This window comes from Alteromonas sp. S005 (assembly GCF_036864475.1).
Taxonomy (GTDB): domain Bacteria; phylum Pseudomonadota; class Gammaproteobacteria; order Enterobacterales; family Alteromonadaceae; genus Alteromonas.
Genome location: NZ_JAZETN010000007.1, coordinates 100,431 through 116,946, shown reverse-complemented (window position 1 = coordinate 116,946; position 16,516 = coordinate 100,431). Strand labels below are relative to the sequence as shown.

17 protein-coding genes and 2 pseudogenes are annotated in these 16,516 nt (G+C 44.2%); 5 read left to right on the top strand and 14 right to left on the bottom strand.

Annotated features, from left to right (window positions below; genetic code table 11):
• Positions 1-39: 39 nt before the first annotated feature.
• A complete protein-coding gene (gene fabB / locus V7R55_RS10570) occupies positions 40-1,254 on the bottom strand; it encodes a beta-ketoacyl-ACP synthase I (protein WP_334059436.1) in 1,215 nt (404 codons plus the stop codon).
• Between the two features lie 356 nt (positions 1,255-1,610).
• On the opposite strand from fabB, the gene V7R55_RS10565 reads away from it, so the two are divergent.
• Positions 1,611-2,885: a Kelch repeat-containing protein gene (locus V7R55_RS10565; protein WP_334059491.1), complete on the top strand. Its 1,275-nt coding sequence runs from the start codon at positions 1,611-1,613 to the stop codon at positions 2,883-2,885.
• 3 nt (positions 2,886-2,888) lie between these two features.
• Positions 2,889-4,949, top strand: coding sequence for a bifunctional tRNA (5-methylaminomethyl-2-thiouridine)(34)-methyltransferase MnmD/FAD-dependent 5-carboxymethylaminomethyl-2-thiouridine(34) oxidoreductase MnmC (gene mnmC / locus V7R55_RS10560; protein ID WP_334059435.1), 2,061 nt, complete (start codon positions 2,889-2,891; stop codon positions 4,947-4,949).
• Between the two features lie 140 nt (positions 4,950-5,089).
• Here mnmC and V7R55_RS10555 read toward each other — a convergent pair whose 3' ends face one another.
• From V7R55_RS10555 to V7R55_RS10535, 5 genes are all read right to left on the bottom strand, one after another.
• Positions 5,090-5,815: a FlgO family outer membrane protein gene (locus V7R55_RS10555; RefSeq protein WP_334059434.1), complete on the bottom strand. Its 726-nt coding sequence runs from the start codon at positions 5,813-5,815 to the stop codon at positions 5,090-5,092.
• Between the two features lie 10 nt (positions 5,816-5,825).
• The gene (locus tag V7R55_RS10550; RefSeq protein WP_334059433.1) at positions 5,826-6,590 is read right to left on the bottom strand and encodes a FlgO family outer membrane protein; all 765 of its coding nucleotides are present in this window, start codon (positions 6,588-6,590) and stop codon (positions 5,826-5,828) included.
• Positions 6,591-6,594: 4 nt separating this feature from the next.
• Entirely contained in the window at positions 6,595-7,260 is a 666-nt protein-coding gene (locus V7R55_RS10545) for a FlgO family outer membrane protein (RefSeq protein ID WP_334059432.1), read from the bottom strand.
• Between the two features lie 333 nt (positions 7,261-7,593).
• On the bottom strand, positions 7,594-7,758 hold the full coding sequence (locus tag V7R55_RS10540) for a hypothetical protein (RefSeq protein ID WP_334059431.1): 165 nt from the start codon (positions 7,756-7,758) through the stop codon (positions 7,594-7,596).
• Between the two features lie 42 nt (positions 7,759-7,800).
• Positions 7,801-8,529 carry a hypothetical protein gene (locus V7R55_RS10535; RefSeq protein ID WP_334059430.1) on the bottom strand — a complete coding sequence of 243 codons (729 nt, stop codon included), beginning with the start codon at positions 8,527-8,529 and terminating at the stop codon, positions 7,801-7,803.
• Between the two features lie 136 nt (positions 8,530-8,665).
• On the opposite strand from V7R55_RS10535, the gene V7R55_RS10530 reads away from it, so the two are divergent.
• Entirely contained in the window at positions 8,666-9,277 is a 612-nt protein-coding gene (locus V7R55_RS10530; RefSeq protein WP_334059429.1) for a chalcone isomerase family protein, read from the top strand.
• A 50-nt stretch (positions 9,278-9,327) separates the two neighbouring features.
• Here V7R55_RS10530 and V7R55_RS10525 read toward each other — a convergent pair.
• Positions 9,328-9,486 (bottom strand): annotated as a pseudogene (locus V7R55_RS10525) (DUF2938 family protein); the annotation flags it as partial.
• Between V7R55_RS10525 and V7R55_RS10520 the strand changes: the two are divergent.
• A pseudogene (locus tag V7R55_RS10520) lies at positions 9,476-9,697 on the top strand (glyoxalase); the annotation flags it as partial. The pseudogenes V7R55_RS10525 and V7R55_RS10520 sit on opposite strands and share 11 nt — an antisense overlap.
• Before the next feature lie 86 nt (positions 9,698-9,783).
• On the opposite strand, the gene V7R55_RS10515 reads toward V7R55_RS10520, so the two are convergent.
• The 6 genes from V7R55_RS10515 to V7R55_RS10490 all read right to left on the bottom strand — a co-directional run bounded on the left by V7R55_RS10515 (position 9,784) and on the right by V7R55_RS10490 (position 14,047).
• Positions 9,784-10,848 (bottom strand): YcbK family protein, encoded by a 1,065-nt coding sequence (locus V7R55_RS10515; protein WP_334059428.1) that lies wholly within the window; start codon positions 10,846-10,848, stop codon positions 9,784-9,786.
• Between the two features lie 41 nt (positions 10,849-10,889).
• Positions 10,890-11,762, bottom strand: coding sequence for a L,D-transpeptidase family protein (locus V7R55_RS10510; protein WP_334059427.1), 873 nt, complete (start codon positions 11,760-11,762; stop codon positions 10,890-10,892).
• A gap of 95 nt (positions 11,763-11,857) precedes the next feature.
• Positions 11,858-12,277 carry a hypothetical protein gene (locus tag V7R55_RS10505; RefSeq protein WP_334059426.1) on the bottom strand — a complete coding sequence of 140 codons (420 nt, stop codon included), beginning with the start codon at positions 12,275-12,277 and terminating at the stop codon, positions 11,858-11,860.
• Positions 12,278-12,557: 280 nt separating this feature from the next.
• The gene (locus tag V7R55_RS10500) at positions 12,558-12,947 is read right to left on the bottom strand and encodes a hypothetical protein (protein ID WP_334059425.1); all 390 of its coding nucleotides are present in this window, start codon (positions 12,945-12,947) and stop codon (positions 12,558-12,560) included.
• Between the two features lie 14 nt (positions 12,948-12,961).
• Positions 12,962-13,462, bottom strand: a complete 501-nt coding sequence (locus tag V7R55_RS10495) for a M23 family metallopeptidase (RefSeq protein WP_334059489.1) — start codon at positions 13,460-13,462, stop codon at positions 12,962-12,964.
• 96 nt (positions 13,463-13,558) lie between these two features.
• Positions 13,559-14,047, bottom strand: a complete 489-nt coding sequence (locus V7R55_RS10490; RefSeq protein ID WP_334059488.1) for a GNAT family N-acetyltransferase — start codon at positions 14,045-14,047, stop codon at positions 13,559-13,561.
• A gap of 124 nt (positions 14,048-14,171) precedes the next feature.
• On the opposite strand from V7R55_RS10490, the gene V7R55_RS10485 reads away from it, so the two are divergent.
• Entirely contained in the window at positions 14,172-15,698 is a 1,527-nt protein-coding gene (locus V7R55_RS10485) for an ATP-binding cassette domain-containing protein (RefSeq protein WP_334059424.1), read from the top strand.
• A gap of 134 nt (positions 15,699-15,832) precedes the next feature.
• On the opposite strand, the gene V7R55_RS10480 is transcribed toward V7R55_RS10485, so the two are convergent.
• Positions 15,833-16,516: a DUF1826 domain-containing protein gene (locus V7R55_RS10480; RefSeq protein WP_334059423.1), complete on the bottom strand. Its 684-nt coding sequence runs from the start codon at positions 16,514-16,516 to the stop codon at positions 15,833-15,835.

Below are 16,516 nucleotides of genomic sequence, written 5' to 3'. Positions count from 1 at the left end.
ACAGAAGTTAAAAAAGCTTACTGGTTCAAGCGGTTTCAATTAACCGTTGTAACGCTGCATAACTAACGTTGCGTTAGTGCCGCCGAAGCCAAAGCTGTTTGACATAATAGTATTCAACGTTGCTTCACGTGCTTCGGTAACAATATCTAGCCCTTGTGCCGCATCGTCTAGCGTGTCGATGTTAATTGATGGCGCGATAAAGTTATTTTCCATCATCAGCAAGCTGTAAATAGCTTCGTTTACACCCGCTGCACCTAGTGCGTGACCTGTCAGTGACTTAGTTGCACTAATAGGTACGCCCGCTTGACCAAACACTTCTTGAATCGCTGCAAGTTCTTTCACATCGCCTACTGGCGTTGATGTACCGTGGGTATTCAAGTAATCGATTGGGGCATCGATATTTTGCATTGCCATCTTCATACAGCGAATTGCGCCTTCACCCGATGGTGCAACCATGTCGAAACCGTCTGATGTAGCGCCGTAACCTACTACTTCGCCGTAGATTTTTGCGCCGCGCGCAAGGGCGTGCTCAAGTTCTTCAACAACAACCATACCGCCGCCGCCAGAACTTACAAAGCCGTCGCGTGCTGCGTCATAAGTACGTGATGCCACAGCTGGATTGTCGTTGTATTTAGAGCTTAGTGCGCCCATAGCGTCAAACTGGCTTGATAGTGACCAATGTAATTCTTCACCGCCACCGGCGAATACCACGTCTTGCTTACCAAGCTGAATAAGCTCTAGCGCATTACCAATACAGTGGGCACTCGTTGCACACGCCGAGGCAATTGAATAGTTCACGCCGCGAATTTTAAACGGTGTCGCTAAGCAAGCTGATACCGTAGACGCCATACAGCGAGGAACCATATATGGCCCTACACGTTTAACGCCCTTTTCGCGAAGAATATCTGCAGAAAGCACTTGGTTTTCAGAAGACGCGCCACCTGAGCCTGCGATAATACCTGTGCGCTCGTTTGAAATCTCGCTTTCTTCTAAACCAGAGTCTGCAATAGCTTGCTGCATTGCCACGTATGCGTAGCCGGCTGCATCGCCCATAAAACGCATTGCTTTGCGGTCGATGTGATCTTTTAATTTGATATCGATGTCGCCCCAAACTTGGCTGCGAAGGCCCATTTCGGCGAACTGTTCTGAAAATGTAATTCCAGACTTACCCGCTTTTAATGAAGCAAGTACGTCTTCTTTATTTACGCCGATGCTTGATACGATACCAAGACCGGTGATAACTGCTCTTCTCATAGTTTACCCTTTGCGTTGTTGCGGCTTATGGTAACGATTTTGAACGGTAAAGTGGTCTGCTCTGCCAATTGCAGCGACTTAAATGACATCGCATTGGCCGCTGAATACCTTTTTTCTGTTGTAGGCTTTTATTTCTAAAAAGATGGCTCGTCCTTTATTCTTAGATCGCTAACGCCGACATCATTCATTGAACAATACCAATGTAGCACGAATGCACTGGGTGATGACCAGCGTTAATTTATGCAGTCACAAAACCTTCAAAATAACTTGAGCATAAACTTTTGCGGAAAAACAAAAAAGTGACAGGTAGAATACGCGGCCAAACGTTCGAAATTTCGATAAAACTGAAGATTGCTGTGTTATTAAAAAAGCCAAGCCCCCTTGCTCTACGCATTTTCCAAAGTGCAGTGCCCCGACTTTTTTTCGTGGTGGCTGCCTTTATCTTTGCTTCTGCAGCGACTGTCTCAGCAACAGCTGCGCCTATAGCCCTCCCTGCGCTACCAGAGCCAGTTTCAAACAATGCCGTAGCTTCTGTAACCATACAAGACACACAATATGTATTTAGTTTTATGGGACTGGGCAATGGCAAAACCCATAAAGACGTACACAACCGTGCTTGGCAGCTTGTGATTAACAACACCGATAAACCTTTGCAGTGGCAAGCTCTTCCCCCAGTTCCATCCAGCCTTGCACTAAAAGGTCGTTTGGCTTCCGTAGCAGTGGGCGTAAAAGACAGCATTTATATTTTTGGCGGTTACACGGTGGATGAAGATCACAATGAAATTAGTACACCAGATGTTTATAAATACGCGCCTACGACGGGGAAATATACCCTATTGGCGCCTATGCCCGTCCCTGTTGATGATGCAACTGCACTAATTTACCAAAACCGCTACGTGTATTTAGTTTCAGGCTGGCACAACGATGGCAACGTAAATCTTGTGCAAGTTTATGATACGCAAACCGGCCAATGGCAACAGGCCAGCCCTTTTCTTGGCAGTCCGGTATTTGGACAAGCTGGCGGCATCGTTAATAACACTATGGTAATTTGTGACGGCGTTTCTGTAACACCGCACAGTGATAAACGCCGCAGCTTTGCTGCAGAAACCGCCTGCTTTAAAGGTGTAATTGATAAGAAAAACCCTTTTAAGATTGACTGGCGTACACTTGACCATCCAACGGGTACTGCGCGCTATCGCATGGCCGCAGCGGGCGATGAAGCCACCAGTAAAATCTATTTTGTTGGCGGCTCAACTAATCCGTACAACTATAATGGCGTTGGCTATAACGGCGAGCCTTCAACTGCGGATGACGCCATATGGACCTTTAATATTGCAGAAGAAACCTGGGCTATATCAAAGACAGATGCTGAAGCACCCTCGATGGATCATCGCGGATTAATTAACGTTAACGGTTCTTGGGTCACCATTGGCGGTATGCTTGGCGCACAACGCGTTATTAGTAAAGTCATCACGCATTTTTCAACACGTGCAGAAGTGCCCTGTCCATCTAAAAGCCTCGCTAGCTCTGGCGTTCCAAAACAAGGATCGGATGGGCAAGCTGCTGAATTAGTGATAACTGCCTCTAATTCAAAGTGCCAACACCAAAACAATATAAACGGAGAAAAGTAAACAGTGAAATCTAAGCATGCACAGGTTCATTTTAATGAGAGCGGTACGCCTGTCGCCGACCATTTTGACGACGTTTATTTTTCTAACGACAGCGGAATTGATGAAACCCAACACGTTTTTGTTGCAGGCAACGACCTTGCTGAGCGCTGGCAACAGTGGCGCAACCCTACTTTTGTCATCGCCGAAACAGGTTTTGGAACTGGGCTGAACTTTTTGGTCGCCATGCGCGCCTTTAACGAGTTTAGAGCTGCGAACCCTGACCATCCGTTAAAGCGCCTGTATTTTATCACCACGGAAAAGTTTCCACTGCCTCAACAGGATATGCAGCGAGCGCTAGAAGCTTTTCCTGCTCTTAAGGACGAAGCGCAATCACTCGCTTCACTTTACCCCATGGGCCTAGAAGGTTGTCATCGCCTTCATTTTGATAACCATTCAACCACACTCGACTTGTGGATTGGTGATGTTCACGAACTTTTACCTCAATGGCATTCTCCTGTAAATGGCCTCATCGATGCCTGGTTTTTAGATGGTTTTGCACCAAGTAAGAACCCTGATATGTGGACAGATGCTCTGTTTAGCCAAATGGCTCGCTTGTCAAAAACCGGCACAACCTTTGGAACCTTTACCGCCGCAGGTATCGTAAAGCGTGGGCTAGCTGGTGTGGGTTTTACCATTAAAAAACGCAACGGTTTTGGCCGTAAGCGTGACATGCTGACCGGCGTTTTTAACCAAGACAATGAGAATGTACAGCATAGACTTCGTCTGCCTGCTGGCCCCTACTATAGGTACGCGAACGACAGTTTAGATAAAACAAGTAAAGTTGCAGTAGTAGGCTCCGGCCTTGCAGCAGCTACGGCATGCCTGGCTTTAGTAAAACGCGGCACTAGCACTACTTTGTATTTTGATGGTGACACCCTTGCAAGCGGCGCTTCTGGCAACCCGCAAGGCGGTTTTTACCCGCAGCTTCATAGCGAAGCAAGTATTGCCAGTCGCATTCAGGCGCACAGTTTTTTGTATGCTAGACAGGCCTACGACCACACTATTGAACATGCAAAAGCCTGTGGCCTAGCCGACGTTGCCCATGATTTCTGTGGCGTTATTCAACTAAGCTTTAACGACAAAGTAGCAGAACGCCAAAATAAACTGGCAGCAGCGGACGTATGGCCTGAAGCTTTGATTAAGCCCGTGGACAGTAAAGAAGTGAGCGATATCGCTAACCTGCCCCTTCCCTATTCAGGCTTATACATTGGCCTCGGCGGATGGCTTTCTCCTCCGCAGCTAGTTACCGCCATGATTGAAGAAGCACTTCAAAGTGGCAAGCTTGAGCTGAAACCCAATCATACCTATGTATCTCATGAGGCAGTTGAGACAGCAAAGCAGCAGGTGCAAATTCGTTTTGACTTAGATAGCGCTGAGAGTGAAGCAGTTATTACTGCCGATCACCTTATTCTTGCCCTTGGTGCAGGTGCGGTAAACGCGAGCGTTTTCGACAGTCTGTCCCTTCGCCCTGTTCGCGGACAGGTTGAAGCTATTCCCACCCAAATGCCAATTGAACAGCTTAACACTGTGTTGTGTCACAAAGGCTATATGACACCTGTATTCGAAGGTCGGCATGCGTTAGGTTCAACCTACGTTAAAAACGACTTAAGTACCGATGTACGAGGCGATGAAACTGAAACGAACCTTGCCACACATGAACAGGCGCTGGCAAACACCGACATCGTGCAAGCATTACAACATGACGGTAAAGCCAGAGCGGCTACCCGTTTAGGTTCACCCGACCACCAGCCTGTTGTCGGTGCGCTTCATAACTTTGACTCATTAAAAGAGCACTACACTATGCTAGGCGTGGGCAAGCCGTTAACCCGCGCGCCAGTGTTGCCTGAAAGCGTAGTTTCCACGCTTACGTGCTTAGGGTCACGAGGGTTAACCACAGCGCCTTTAATGGCAGAGATCTTGGTGAGCAGTCTATGTAAGGAGCCGCTACCTTTAAGCAATGATCTGCTTAATGCTGTAAACACAAGCCGCTTTATGACTCGCGAAGCGATTAGAAGTCAGAGTTAAAATGCGCCTCAGCCTTGCCAACATTCTCTTATTAGCTAGCTCTTATTAGCTAAATACGTAAGTTCGGATGTTTAGAGGTTTTAAAGCGAACACGAAGCGCATTCGCTTTGAAAATGCAGAGCGCAAATCGAAGTAAATGGCTAGTTTACGCTAGCCATTTTATTTAAATCCATCACGATAAAAGCGGGAATATATACGTTGGCGCTTGCTACCACTTGTTTATTTTCCAGCGACACAATACGGGCGTTTACGCGTACGCCTCTGTCATCTTCAATGATGGTGCCGGTTACAACATGGTCCATTTCAACCTGCTTAGCGAGTGCAGTACCATCTCGAGTAAGCACGAAATCGCCCACTGGCGTTACGGTAATGCCACCTGCAAGCTTAAAGTCGACAACCGCTAACCCAAAGTCTTGTAGCTCGGCTATTAGATACTCTGAAAGCTGATTGCCTAACACGGTGCTGTCGCTCAACGACTGATTTAGCCTCACAAAGCTCGCCACACCCACCATATCTTGCTGCGTAAGACGGGTTGCATTGTCCATTAACTCCATCGCAAGTTGCGAGGCGTAATCATTTAAGCGCTTATGCGTTTGTGAAGGAGAATAGCCATGGTGTAGAGGGTCTTTATAACCGGGGGCGACTTCCACGTGCTGTTGATATTGTCTATCGCGAGAATCAGGTGTGTACTCCAGCCCTGAACGGCTTGGTACAGGCACTGGCTTGGCGTGATGAGTAATTTCACCGTCTTCACCTAACCAAAATGAGCCAATAGATTGTGTGCTAGTGCACCCTGTCATACATGCACTCAGCATAAGGCCGACGGCTACAAAGCTATTTTGAACAAGCTTCTTAGTAAACACCATACTGAAACTCCTAGCCGCGACTTAGCTTAACGCCATCGCGCATACCGTTTTGCTGGCTACCGTCACTTGGAATAAGTGCATCTACCACATAAAACGGCACTAACATTTGCGCAGTTGCCACTACTGCGCGCGACTCCATGCCCAAAATACGAGCGTTAACTAACACGCCACCTTGGTGCTTGGTCATGGTTCCGGTAAGTACATATTCTATAGGAAGGCTGCTGCTCAATTCCAAATAATCGCGGCTTAATACAAAATCGCCATCGTCAGTAATGCGAATATACTCTGTGGCTTTGAAGTCGATAACCGGCACGCGGAACTTATGCAGTTCGTGAACAAAAGATTCCGCCATCTGACGACCTAGCAAATCCGTTTTTTGCAAGTCAGTATCTAGCAATGCGAAATGGGTTACACCGATTGGCGTTTTATTATTTACGTACTCCATATTGGAAATTAAGTCTTGCGCCATGTTCTTAACATAGTCGCCAATATGCTTGGTAAGAGGTCGACCTTTATACGCGCCCTGTACGCTCGAATACAAAGGAGGTTGACCAATAGCGCCGTATGCGTCCATACCCTGAGACTGGGTATCACTGGTATTTTCAACTGGCTTTGAAGGAGCACGGTCGGCGGCAGTAATATCAATCACATTCATAGCCGGGCGCTGAGGCGCTTGTTCGGCTACCTCTTCTTCCCCCATCATCATAGAACACCCGCTAACGCTTAGCAGTGAAGCACAAAGCGAAAGCGCCGCGTATTGATTTCGTCTTTTCATGGGGTTACCTCGTACCTTCAGTTCTGTATAACTTGCCGTTTCTGGTGGTTACTTGTTCTTCGCGCCAAAATAGTTCGGCAGGGAAAAAGCGTGTTGCTGCAGCGACAATGTTTTTGTTTCTAGCGTTGATAATTCGAGCGTTAACCACCGCACCAGACTCTTGATACACCATGGTGCCGGTAATATAAAAATCGACGCGCTCAATGTTGGAAAGCTGGTCGATATTGCGCGTTAACACTCTGTCGCTTTCGTCACTAACAATTATATCGTTCGAAAGCTTGAATTCTTGAGTAGAAAAGCCTCTTTTCGTGGCCTCAGTAATCATTCCCTGTTCAAGTTGATGGCCCAACAACATTAGCGGATGTTGATGATCAGCACTGTATTTCATAGTATCCGCAGGTACAAAGCCAACTACCGCATAACGAGACTGACGTGCTGGACCCACATCAGCGAAAAGTTCGTTCGCCAGCATATAGGTATGATATTCCACGTTACCTAATGCCGATACGTCGCTGGCATCGGTTTGCGCAAATTGACTCTTAGGTTCGTCAGATGAAGAGCAACCAGAGAGTAAGCCCAAGAGAAGCGCCGTATATGCCAAGGCTTTCGCGACTAAGCGACCATTTTCTGTCAGCAAAGCGTGAGAGACAGGTTTTGTCATACTTTTCATTACACGTGTCCAGTGAAAAACGTCAAATTTCTATCGGAAAGAAGCAAAAGCTCATCGAAAAACAGTGATCAGCTACTACGCAAACCGACATTTTCAGTGTCTTTAAGCAGGCTTTTGCAATATTCACACCAAAGAGAGGCAACAAGCAGCATTGACCTTACATTGAAGGTTACATTGAACAAAATTGCTGATAACCAAGTGACGTAAAGCGCCTAGTTCTAGAAGATGTGCCATTTTCAGCGCTAAAAGAATTTGATGTTTATCGTCAGGTTTTTTATTAAAAGCGGAGGCGTCTTGCCGCCTTAAGACAGAAAGCTGCCGATAATTAAACGGCTAGCTACCTAATTCAGTAATGTGAAGTAGTTCGCCCGACGGGCCCCATAGATAGAAAACACTTCCCCAATGTTGTTGCTCAATTGATGAAATTTTCGTTCTATGTAGCGAGCGCGAGCACAAATCAAAAGCGCCCTGAATGTCTGCTACACATATTTGTAGCATAAAGTTATTCGCCAATTCCATCTACATAAGCAAACATACCTGTTAATCGAAACCAAGCGCCTTTTGAACGTCAATCACGGTAAGCCCTAATTGCTCAGCTTTTATTGTATCGATAGAGTCAAATTGTATTTTACAGCCGGCCTTAATCATATTAAGCCACGCACTGCGTAGTGCATCGGGTCGCTTGCCAGTCCAAAATGATTCGGTCTTATTGATGTAAGCGACCACAACGTCAATATAACCATCATTATAAAGCTGACGCACCAAATCAAAGTCTGGGCCAAAAGCACCCAGCAGCGCAGAATCAACACTCTTTATAGAATTATGTAGCGCATGAAATGCCCCCTCAACATCGCCTTGCCGATAGGCTATCCACGCTCTAGCGATATTCACATAATGATTTTCACTACTGAAACCATCGTACACATCGCCCGCTATCTGTTGTTCTGTGCTCATCTCATCAGCATATTCAAATGCCCGCTCAATCTTCAATTCAGCTAATTCAATGGGCTCAAATTGCGCACTATATTTTATGTGCCTACTTAAGTTGTTGAGCACTTGATATGGATTACTGTTGAGCGACAAACTCAGTTGGTAGTCTTTCCATGTCTCATTTAGCAATCGACGATTCCTTGATTCAAGGTGTGCAAAACGTTTCTCAACATACTCTAGGTACTCAGGGTCGTTACAGCCGTGCAGGTAATCTGCGTAACTTTGTTTACTCAAGGTAAACAAAAGGAGCACATAAAGAAGAAAGCTTATAAATTTCAAAAGAGTCTCTATCTATTGTCACCTATCTTCGTACTGAAAAAGTATAGATATTGATCGCAAATTGTCGTTAACTGTAATTAACGCTAGCAGTACTGCTACAAATAGATATTTTAATAGCTTTATCAGAGGAATAGTTTTGTCGAAAGCAATTTTAAACCGCGGTCTAATTCTTTTAATGGTGACTTGTTTTAGTGTGACAGCCAAAGCAGTGATTGATTCGACATATTCCCACAGCATCTCAGTCGAAAACAGTTCTACAGCTATTTCAGATGCTCTTAAGTTAAGCGGTACCACCGTTAAAAAGCGCTTTTTCTTTAGCGTTTACAAATTGAGCCACTTCATGGCAAAGCCTAGTGTTAACTTTGCATCGAAAGAAGTGCTGATCACGTTTATTTTAAATGCAGACACACAGCAGCGCCTAGAATTGGAGTTCTTGAGGGATGTGACCCGAGAGCAAATAGAGGAAGCACTAATGGAAGGCATTGAGCGAAATAACGTCGATGCTGACCTTAGTAAAATTAAAGAGGATATTAAAAGACTATCTGCTGGATTTCAGGATGAAGTAAAAAAACATTCGACCTTAACACTTTCTCGAGCTCCTTCAGATAAGCTAAGTGTGTTTTTCAACAATACCTTGGTTGTCGAGACTGAAAACAAAGCGTTGGCTAACGCATTGTGGTCTATATGGTTTGGCAAAGACCCAATTGTAGATACAGAAGACTTAGTACAAAACCTCTTGGCAAATTAAACTGTGAGGCAAAAGCGGCCAATATTGCTTTAGCCGCTTATTAGCTATTGCTATAAAACAAATTTCACTATCAATGCCGAAAGGTACAGCCCAACGCCAAATACAGCATGGTTTAAAACGCTGTGTAGACGGACAGCGTTAAGATTAGGCGTTTTAGACGCAGCAACTCCTGCGCCCATACCTGGCTGCAATATCAAGAACGGTGCAATTGGCAAAATGTCCACCGACGTATTCGGCAAGGGATGGGGCAGCTATAAAATTGTGGATGCCGGCGGTAAGCGCCGTATGGAAAAACCGCGTTACTATTACCCTGGTGAAAAGCCATATCGTATGATTTATATGGAAGACCCGTTCGGTAACATCATCGAAATTTACAGCCACAGCTACGAACTTCACTACGCTAGTGGTGCTTATAAGTAAGCCTTGTATTCGTTAAAACGCCCGCATGTAACGGGCGTTTTAGCTAACTGAAAATGAAATGCAATTGAAAGACACCGATTATCTGCTTAAGGCTTTCTCCATCGCGCTTTAATACCACGGGTGTCGATATGAATGAATGGACCTCGGTGAGGTTTAGGCCCGTAAACCCCCATACCACCGATTAAGCCTTTATATTCGCTGCGTTTATTTAGCTCTGCTATCATATTGGCCATAACGTCAGCATCTGCAATGTTTACTACCCCATCGCCGTTTAAGTCGTCCATTCTGTAGTTACCGTCATTATCGACAAAAATGTCGGCAGCATCGCCATATACATGTCGACTAAATTTAACGTTACCGATTGCTTTATTATATTGAGGCGTTCTGTATCCGCTCATGATCACCATGTTTGAAACGTGAATATTGTTCATATTCATTTCCCTTCTAAGCATTTCCAGCTTTAAAAGTAGAGATGGACGAAGATATACGAACTTAGGATAGCCAGAGCGCTGTTTACTGGTAAACTCTCTTAACGTGAAATGGGGAGACAACAATAAGTCTTGGTTTTTTTGGGTAACTTCAATAAAGCCTTCGGGTTCAACGTAAACGTCTTTATTTTTAACTTCGCTTTCATCTGGGTAAGGCCCTATATGATAATATTTTAGGCGTCCTCCTTGGACTTCCTCGGCAGGAACCATCACAAATACATTCAGTGACATATTAACCTGCCCGTCTTCGCTTCTTATTTCCAGGCGCTGTTCACCCGGCGTATCTTTCGCCCGCCAGTGCCAGGTCATAGACTCGGATTTCTCAACCATTACCCCGTTTTCAAACAACTGATAGGTTTTGTCCGGTTGCGGATAAATAACTTCTAGTTCAGTAATTTCTTCAGGTAGCACAAATAAAGAAAAGACGTTATAAGGCACCACAATATTGTTGATCTTTAAACTAAATTCCGCGTCCTCTAGGTGAGCTTTATTTTCAACAACAACTGGCTCATGTGGCGCTTTTTGAGTGGTTCTTTGAGAAACTTTCTTCTGAACCATTTCGGCACTCTTTGCATCTGCGCCCTGCAAAAGAGCATTTGCATTATGTGCAGTTAAGAGTAATGCGAATGCCACTACCGAAGCTGCTAAGTTATTCACTATCATCTTCATATACCTTGTTACCACTATCGTTCGTTTGTATTCTTCTACAGAGACGCTACCTGAGTAAGCGCCTTAGCGTCGCGTCGATCGCGCTGATAAATATCATTTCTGAAGTTCACCTTACCGTCTTGGTCAGCCCACGCGGTCCAATACACCAAATGAATAGGCAGAGGCTCTTCAAGGTGAAAGGTTTTAGACTGGCTTAAATCACGGGCTGATATTACGTTATCCATTAGACTCTCTACGCCCTGCTCTTCTGCAATTAACTTTGCTAGTGAAAAAGGGTCTTCCAATCTAATACAGCCGTGTGACGCAGCGCGGTTTGTTTCATTAAACCACTGTTGATAAGGCGTATCGTGCACGTACACAGCGTGTCGATTCGGGAATAGATATTTAACCTTGCCTAACGGATTTTTTTCGTTGGGAAGCTTTACTAAAAAATGGTCAAACTGATAAGGCTTTATGTTTTTCCAATCAATTGTATTGGGGTCAACCAACTCATCATCAACAAAACTGTTTTTGCGAATAACAATGTTGTTCTCTTCTAAGTAATTAGCGTTTTCTGCTACTTTAGGCGCGATCTCTCTAGTCGCGATCGAAAGTGGTATACGCCATTCCGGGTTAACCACAAACTTTTCGATATGATCGCTAAATGAAGGCGTAGCCCAGCTTGGCTTGCCTACTACCACATCTTTAGTGGCTTTTACTCTACCTTGACTAATATAACGAAGGCGGAATTCTGGAATGTTAACTAACACGTAAGCATCGCTGTCTTTTTCTTCGAACATTTCTAAGCGTGTTATATTCAGTGCTAATTGCTGGGCTTTTTCATCTGCCGTCACATTTAGTGCAGCAATTGTCTTTCTGCCCACTACGCCATCAACTAACAGTCCGTGGCGGCGTTGAAAATCTTTCACTGTCTCTTCAACATCTTCACTAAAAACGCATGACTTGGAATTAACCGCTGTTAAAGCATGGACACAACTGGTGTCTAATGATGAGTATTCTCTTCCTAAGCGGGAGATAAGCGCACGTATAACTTGACTCTGCTTTTCGCCATTAGTTGTATTGTTATTGCGTGTGGCCTTTCTAGCGCACCGTTTTCAAGAACTGATTCTGAATCTAGGGTTTTCCAGCCGCCCTGTTGGGCAATAGAAGAATAGAAAGCATAAGCGCTTTTCATTTGCTTTAACTGTGCTTGTAACGCTGAGGTTGTATGCGCCTCTTCCAAAGCTGCTGGTGTTGGAGTGGAGACGGTCGAGGCAACACCTACCAAAGGTAACCAGAAAGAAGCTGCAGCAATAACGAGTTTTCTTGCTGTGCTAGAAGTTCGTTTGCTAGGCGTTAAGGAGCGACCAAAAGCGTTCACTTCCAATTGGTTACTTTGACGCATTTGAATAGTCTGCTTAACGGCTCGATGTTCGGCTTCCATTGATCTTTTCCTTGAAAATACACACATTGACAAGATCGCAAAACGAGTGCCAAGGAATAAGAAGAAGCGCAAGCGATTGAAAAATATGACTTATTTAAATAAGTAGGAAATGACAGGGTTTAGATAATAGAATTATTATGTGTAGGTAATTCAGCGCTTCAGTAATATTTTTACGGGAAAAGGTTAGAAAATAGCCGTAAATTTTACAAACTAGATATCTTTCAGAATGATGTTAGATAGAGTTTTTACGATTGAAAATCGCATTTGCTTTAAGCGAAAATCAATCACCACTAGCAGCTAATAGAAATCTGTAGCGCCACTCACACAGACCAAGTATCGCTACAAATATGCACTCGGCACTAATAAATAGCAGTGCGAATATACTCGCTTGTTCGTAGTAAGTGGGAAGAATTCCTACACATGTAACCGCCCAAAGAAAGTTTGCAATAGCTAAAGCCGTTACTTCATTAAGCTTTCTATTGCGCATTAGGGCAAGCCTTAATGCGTTTATGCCATAGCATAAATTCGCACCCGCTAAAAATAGAATTAGCCCTTTCGGCAGCTGGTAGTAGTCGCTCGCTATATTTCGGAAAAGCAGTAGCAATAAGCCAGCGCTCGTTCCTGCGATACCATCAATGTGAAGTATGTATTTACCTAAAGAAGCGCTCATCCTTGCATTTGCGCCTACAGCAACTTTTCGTGAGGATTAAGAAAAAACATTTTTTTCCAACCTTGAGGTTCAGACGTTGCTTTCCATGGCAAAGGAATAAGAGAAACTATCGAGTAGTGAAGGTGGGGTTGCTTACCTTTGGCGTTGCCAGTATCGCCAAGGGTTCCCACTTGCTCTTTTTGAGACAACCAAGCCCCTTTCTTCACTGTAACTTCTTGCATATGAGCGTAATAATGCACACGCCACTTAGGGCCTAGAACCGCGACAACGTTCCCTCCTTTACCCAATTCGCCTGTGTAGATAACATAACCTGAGGTGGCGGATTGAACAGGTGTACCTTTTGCCCCGAAGATATCTATCCCTTTGTGCACACCAGAGCTACCCCATGGTTCGTACCAAAACGTATTGTGATTCCAGTCGTTAGAAGATGCCCCCTCTACTGGAATTACGAGCTTTTCTGGCACTACTAGCCCCGCGCAAATGATGACCAGAAAAACGAGTAGAATTGATATCATCGTTTTTTTCACAAAAGTTCCTTTTTATAGAATGTATCTTATGAAGGTTGTTTTCTCAGACACAGAAAAACACTTTATTGGGGAATTACCTTTTAGCTATCTCAAGATGGCAAAAATATGGCTACCGTAAAACCGTCCATTTTTGAAGATGGCGCGTTGCAATATCGCTTCTTCACTAAACCCTGCATCTAGCAGCAGCTTTTGCGAAGCAAAATTAGATGAAAATACGCAGGCAAAAATGCGCTCTATATTTGTGTTCGAGAAAGTAAGCGCAATAATTTGGCGCAGCGCTTCGCGCATAATGCCTTTTCGCCAATGTGATGAACAAAGCCAGTACCCAACTTCTCCAGACCTCTCATATTCAAAGTTACCCGGGTTAACACCAATACACCCAACTAACTCGCCCTCATACTCAACAGCTCTTGTAAAGCCTTGGTTGCTCCCCTCTTGAACCCACCACATAGCATCTTCTCTTGTATAAGGGTTAGGAATTTTTGTCGAAAGATATTGAGTGACCGAGGGTTGGTTTAAAATATCTACCAGTCTACCTACATCTCTCGTTTTAAAATCTCTGAGTGTTACCATGCTCACTAATTTATTCCCTTACCAACCATCCAATGCTGCATTTACCTTATACGACTAACTTACCAGCTGGCTCTGTCTTCAGAAAGTCTTATTCACCATTGACAGGTAAACAGAAAACTTCACAATGGTTCTACTCAATATTCACTCGCGATCATTAATGCTGTACCTTTCCGAATTTCAAACAAAGCTTCCTAATCAATATATTACCCCTGCATTTTCGTTAACACTAAATAACGAAAAACCACCCTCGCACGTCCTTATTGCAGGCAGAAACGGTAGCGGGAAGTCACTCTTAATTTCCGCGCTTGCCGGTAGTGGGAAGGCAGCAAGCGGTAGTCGTGAATGTAGTTCGGTTGTTGCAGAGGTTTCGGTTTTTAAACAGCAAGCGATAATTGAAGAAGAAAAACAAAAAGACAGTGCGGATATTTTAGACGTAATAGCTGAGCCATCACAGGTTTGTGAACTATTCGCACAGACTAATGTGGATTATCAAAATCACCCTTATTACGATGAACTCGCCTCTGCTCTTAGAATTGAGCATTTGCTAGATAATGCGTTTCTTTCACTTTCAACAGGTGAAACCCGCAAGATTATTATCATGTTGGCATGGTTAAGTAATGCCTCTATTATTTTGCTTGATGAGCCCTTCGAAGGTTTAGATGTTGAAGCGATAAGCGCATTTAGTCGCTTTCTTGTTTCTCAGCAGCAAGCTTCTTTAGTACTTACCGCCAACAAACTCGTAGATATTCCCAAGAATATGCAAGCCCAGTTGATTGTCATGGATGACTTGGCCATTACGTGGAAATCTGAAGATAAACTTAACTATGACGGTTTGCGCTCAGAATTAAGCACGTGGTTTGCATTAGAGTCTGATGATATCAATGTTCCCTCAGCGCTTAACGCTAAAGACAAACACGGCGATGATCCCAATCGTAATGACCGAAACCTCAATGATCAAAACAGTGAGTTAGATTCACTACCTCATACCTTAATTCAGCTTAAAGATGGGTTCGTGCGCTTCGATGAACGAACCGTATTTGAAAAGCTTAACTTTACGCTTAACAAAAATGAGCACTGGCAGATCACTGGTCCAAATGGATCAGGCAAAACCTGTTTGCTTCAAATGTTTACCGGTGATAATTCCCATTGTTATACCAACGATTTAACAATGTTTGGCATAAAACGTGGCACAGGCGAGAGCATATGGGACATTAAAAAGCACATTGGAATTATGTCGAATGCGCTCCATATGCAGTACAAAGTGAACGCAAGTGTTGAACACGTTATCATTTCAGGCTTTCACGACAGTATTGGTCTGTACACCCGCCCCACGCTAGAAGAACGCATGGTGGCAGAACAATGGCTTGCTGTACTAGGCTTACAACAGAAGAAGAACACACCGTTTCAGTCACTGTCTTTTGGTGATCAGCGATTAGTGCTTATAGCGAGGTCTATGGTAAAACACCCTGCACTGCTTATCTTGGATGAACCTTGTAATGGTTTAGACGACTTCAACCGCCAAAAAGCGCTTAAGCTTATTGATATATTGGCTAAAGCAGGCACAAGTACACTGCTGTATGTAAATCACCATGCAGAAGAACGCATTCCTAGCATTCACAATACGTTAAATATGAAAGATTATAACGTTTAAGAAGATTTGAGAGGCTAGGTACTAAGAAAGAAAAAAGCGCTATCACAAGGGAAAACTTATGGAAAAAGTGATAGCGCCAAAGTGACTGATAATAAGTTACGCCCGGTTTATAAAATTGCACTGTTTTTTTAAAACTACATAGGGTCAAGAGTAAGCAGTACGCGTTGAGTTTCAGGCATTACTTTGCAAGAACGGTGGACTGCAGCAAATTCTTCATGACCCTGCCACGCTTTTCCTTTAAGTAAGCCCACATCGAGTGCGTTCATTTGCCTAACGCTGTTTTCTTGATAGTGCTGCCCCAACCGATTCTTCGTAAGCCCTTGAATATTTGCGTCATTAAGGCCAATCATCGGGCTAGTTACCACACTTTCTTTCGGCAGCCACTCAGTACCTTCGCCCAAATAGGTATTCACCAACCGAACAGGTATATTGTCCACATGAAAGCTTGGGCACATTGCTGATGAAAGGGGCACTAACCTTATACCTACGCTGTTACAATCAAATAGCGTGGTAAGCATGTCTGACAGCAAATAAATATCGTCAATGGCAGCCTGCTTTCCGGCACTATTTCTTCCATCAGGTAAAAGCTTTGCGATTTCCTCTTTCAGTGATATTAAAGAGAAAACACCGCGAATCCCCATTCCTAATGATTTAAAAACGTCGACATAATATTGCGTGACAAGTGGTACTTCGGGCCTTGTCCATACCGCAACGCTAATACCTTTATCAAAGATATCGCCTAATACCATAGCATCGGCGCTTGAGCGCCACGAACTGCTACGTTCGAAGACAATTTTGTCGTCTTGTAGCGCCTGCAT

Excerpts from the sequence above, each read along its gene's own strand:
- V7R55_RS10500 (WP_334059425.1), bottom strand. The coding sequence starts at position 12,947 with ATGAGCGCTTCTTTAGGTAAATACATACTTCACATTGATGGTATCGCA.
- V7R55_RS10550 (WP_334059433.1), bottom strand. The coding sequence starts at position 6,590 with ATGAAAAGACGAAATCAATACGCGGCGCTTTCGCTTTGTGCTTCACTG.
- V7R55_RS10480 (WP_334059423.1), bottom strand. The coding sequence starts at position 16,516 with ATGCAGGCGCTACAAGACGACAAAATTGTCTTCGAACGTAGCAGTTCG.
- V7R55_RS10495 (WP_334059489.1), bottom strand. The coding sequence starts at position 13,462 with ATGATATCAATTCTACTCGTTTTTCTGGTCATCATTTGCGCGGGGCTA.
- fabB (WP_334059436.1), bottom strand. The coding sequence starts at position 1,254 with ATGAGAAGAGCAGTTATCACCGGTCTTGGTATCGTATCAAGCATCGGC.
- V7R55_RS10490 (WP_334059488.1), bottom strand. The coding sequence starts at position 14,047 with ATGGTAACACTCAGAGATTTTAAAACGAGAGATGTAGGTAGACTGGTA.
- V7R55_RS10545 (WP_334059432.1), bottom strand. The coding sequence starts at position 7,260 with ATGAAAAGTATGACAAAACCTGTCTCTCACGCTTTGCTGACAGAAAAT.
- V7R55_RS10505 (WP_334059426.1), bottom strand. The coding sequence starts at position 12,277 with ATGGAAGCCGAACATCGAGCCGTTAAGCAGACTATTCAAATGCGTCAA.
- V7R55_RS10485 (WP_334059424.1), top strand. The coding sequence starts at position 14,172 with ATGGTTCTACTCAATATTCACTCGCGATCATTAATGCTGTACCTTTCC.
- V7R55_RS10515 (WP_334059428.1), bottom strand. The coding sequence starts at position 10,848 with ATGATAGTGAATAACTTAGCAGCTTCGGTAGTGGCATTCGCATTACTC.
- V7R55_RS10540 (WP_334059431.1), bottom strand. The coding sequence starts at position 7,758 with ATGCTACAAATATGTGTAGCAGACATTCAGGGCGCTTTTGATTTGTGC.
- V7R55_RS10555 (WP_334059434.1), bottom strand. The coding sequence starts at position 5,815 with ATGGTGTTTACTAAGAAGCTTGTTCAAAATAGCTTTGTAGCCGTCGGC.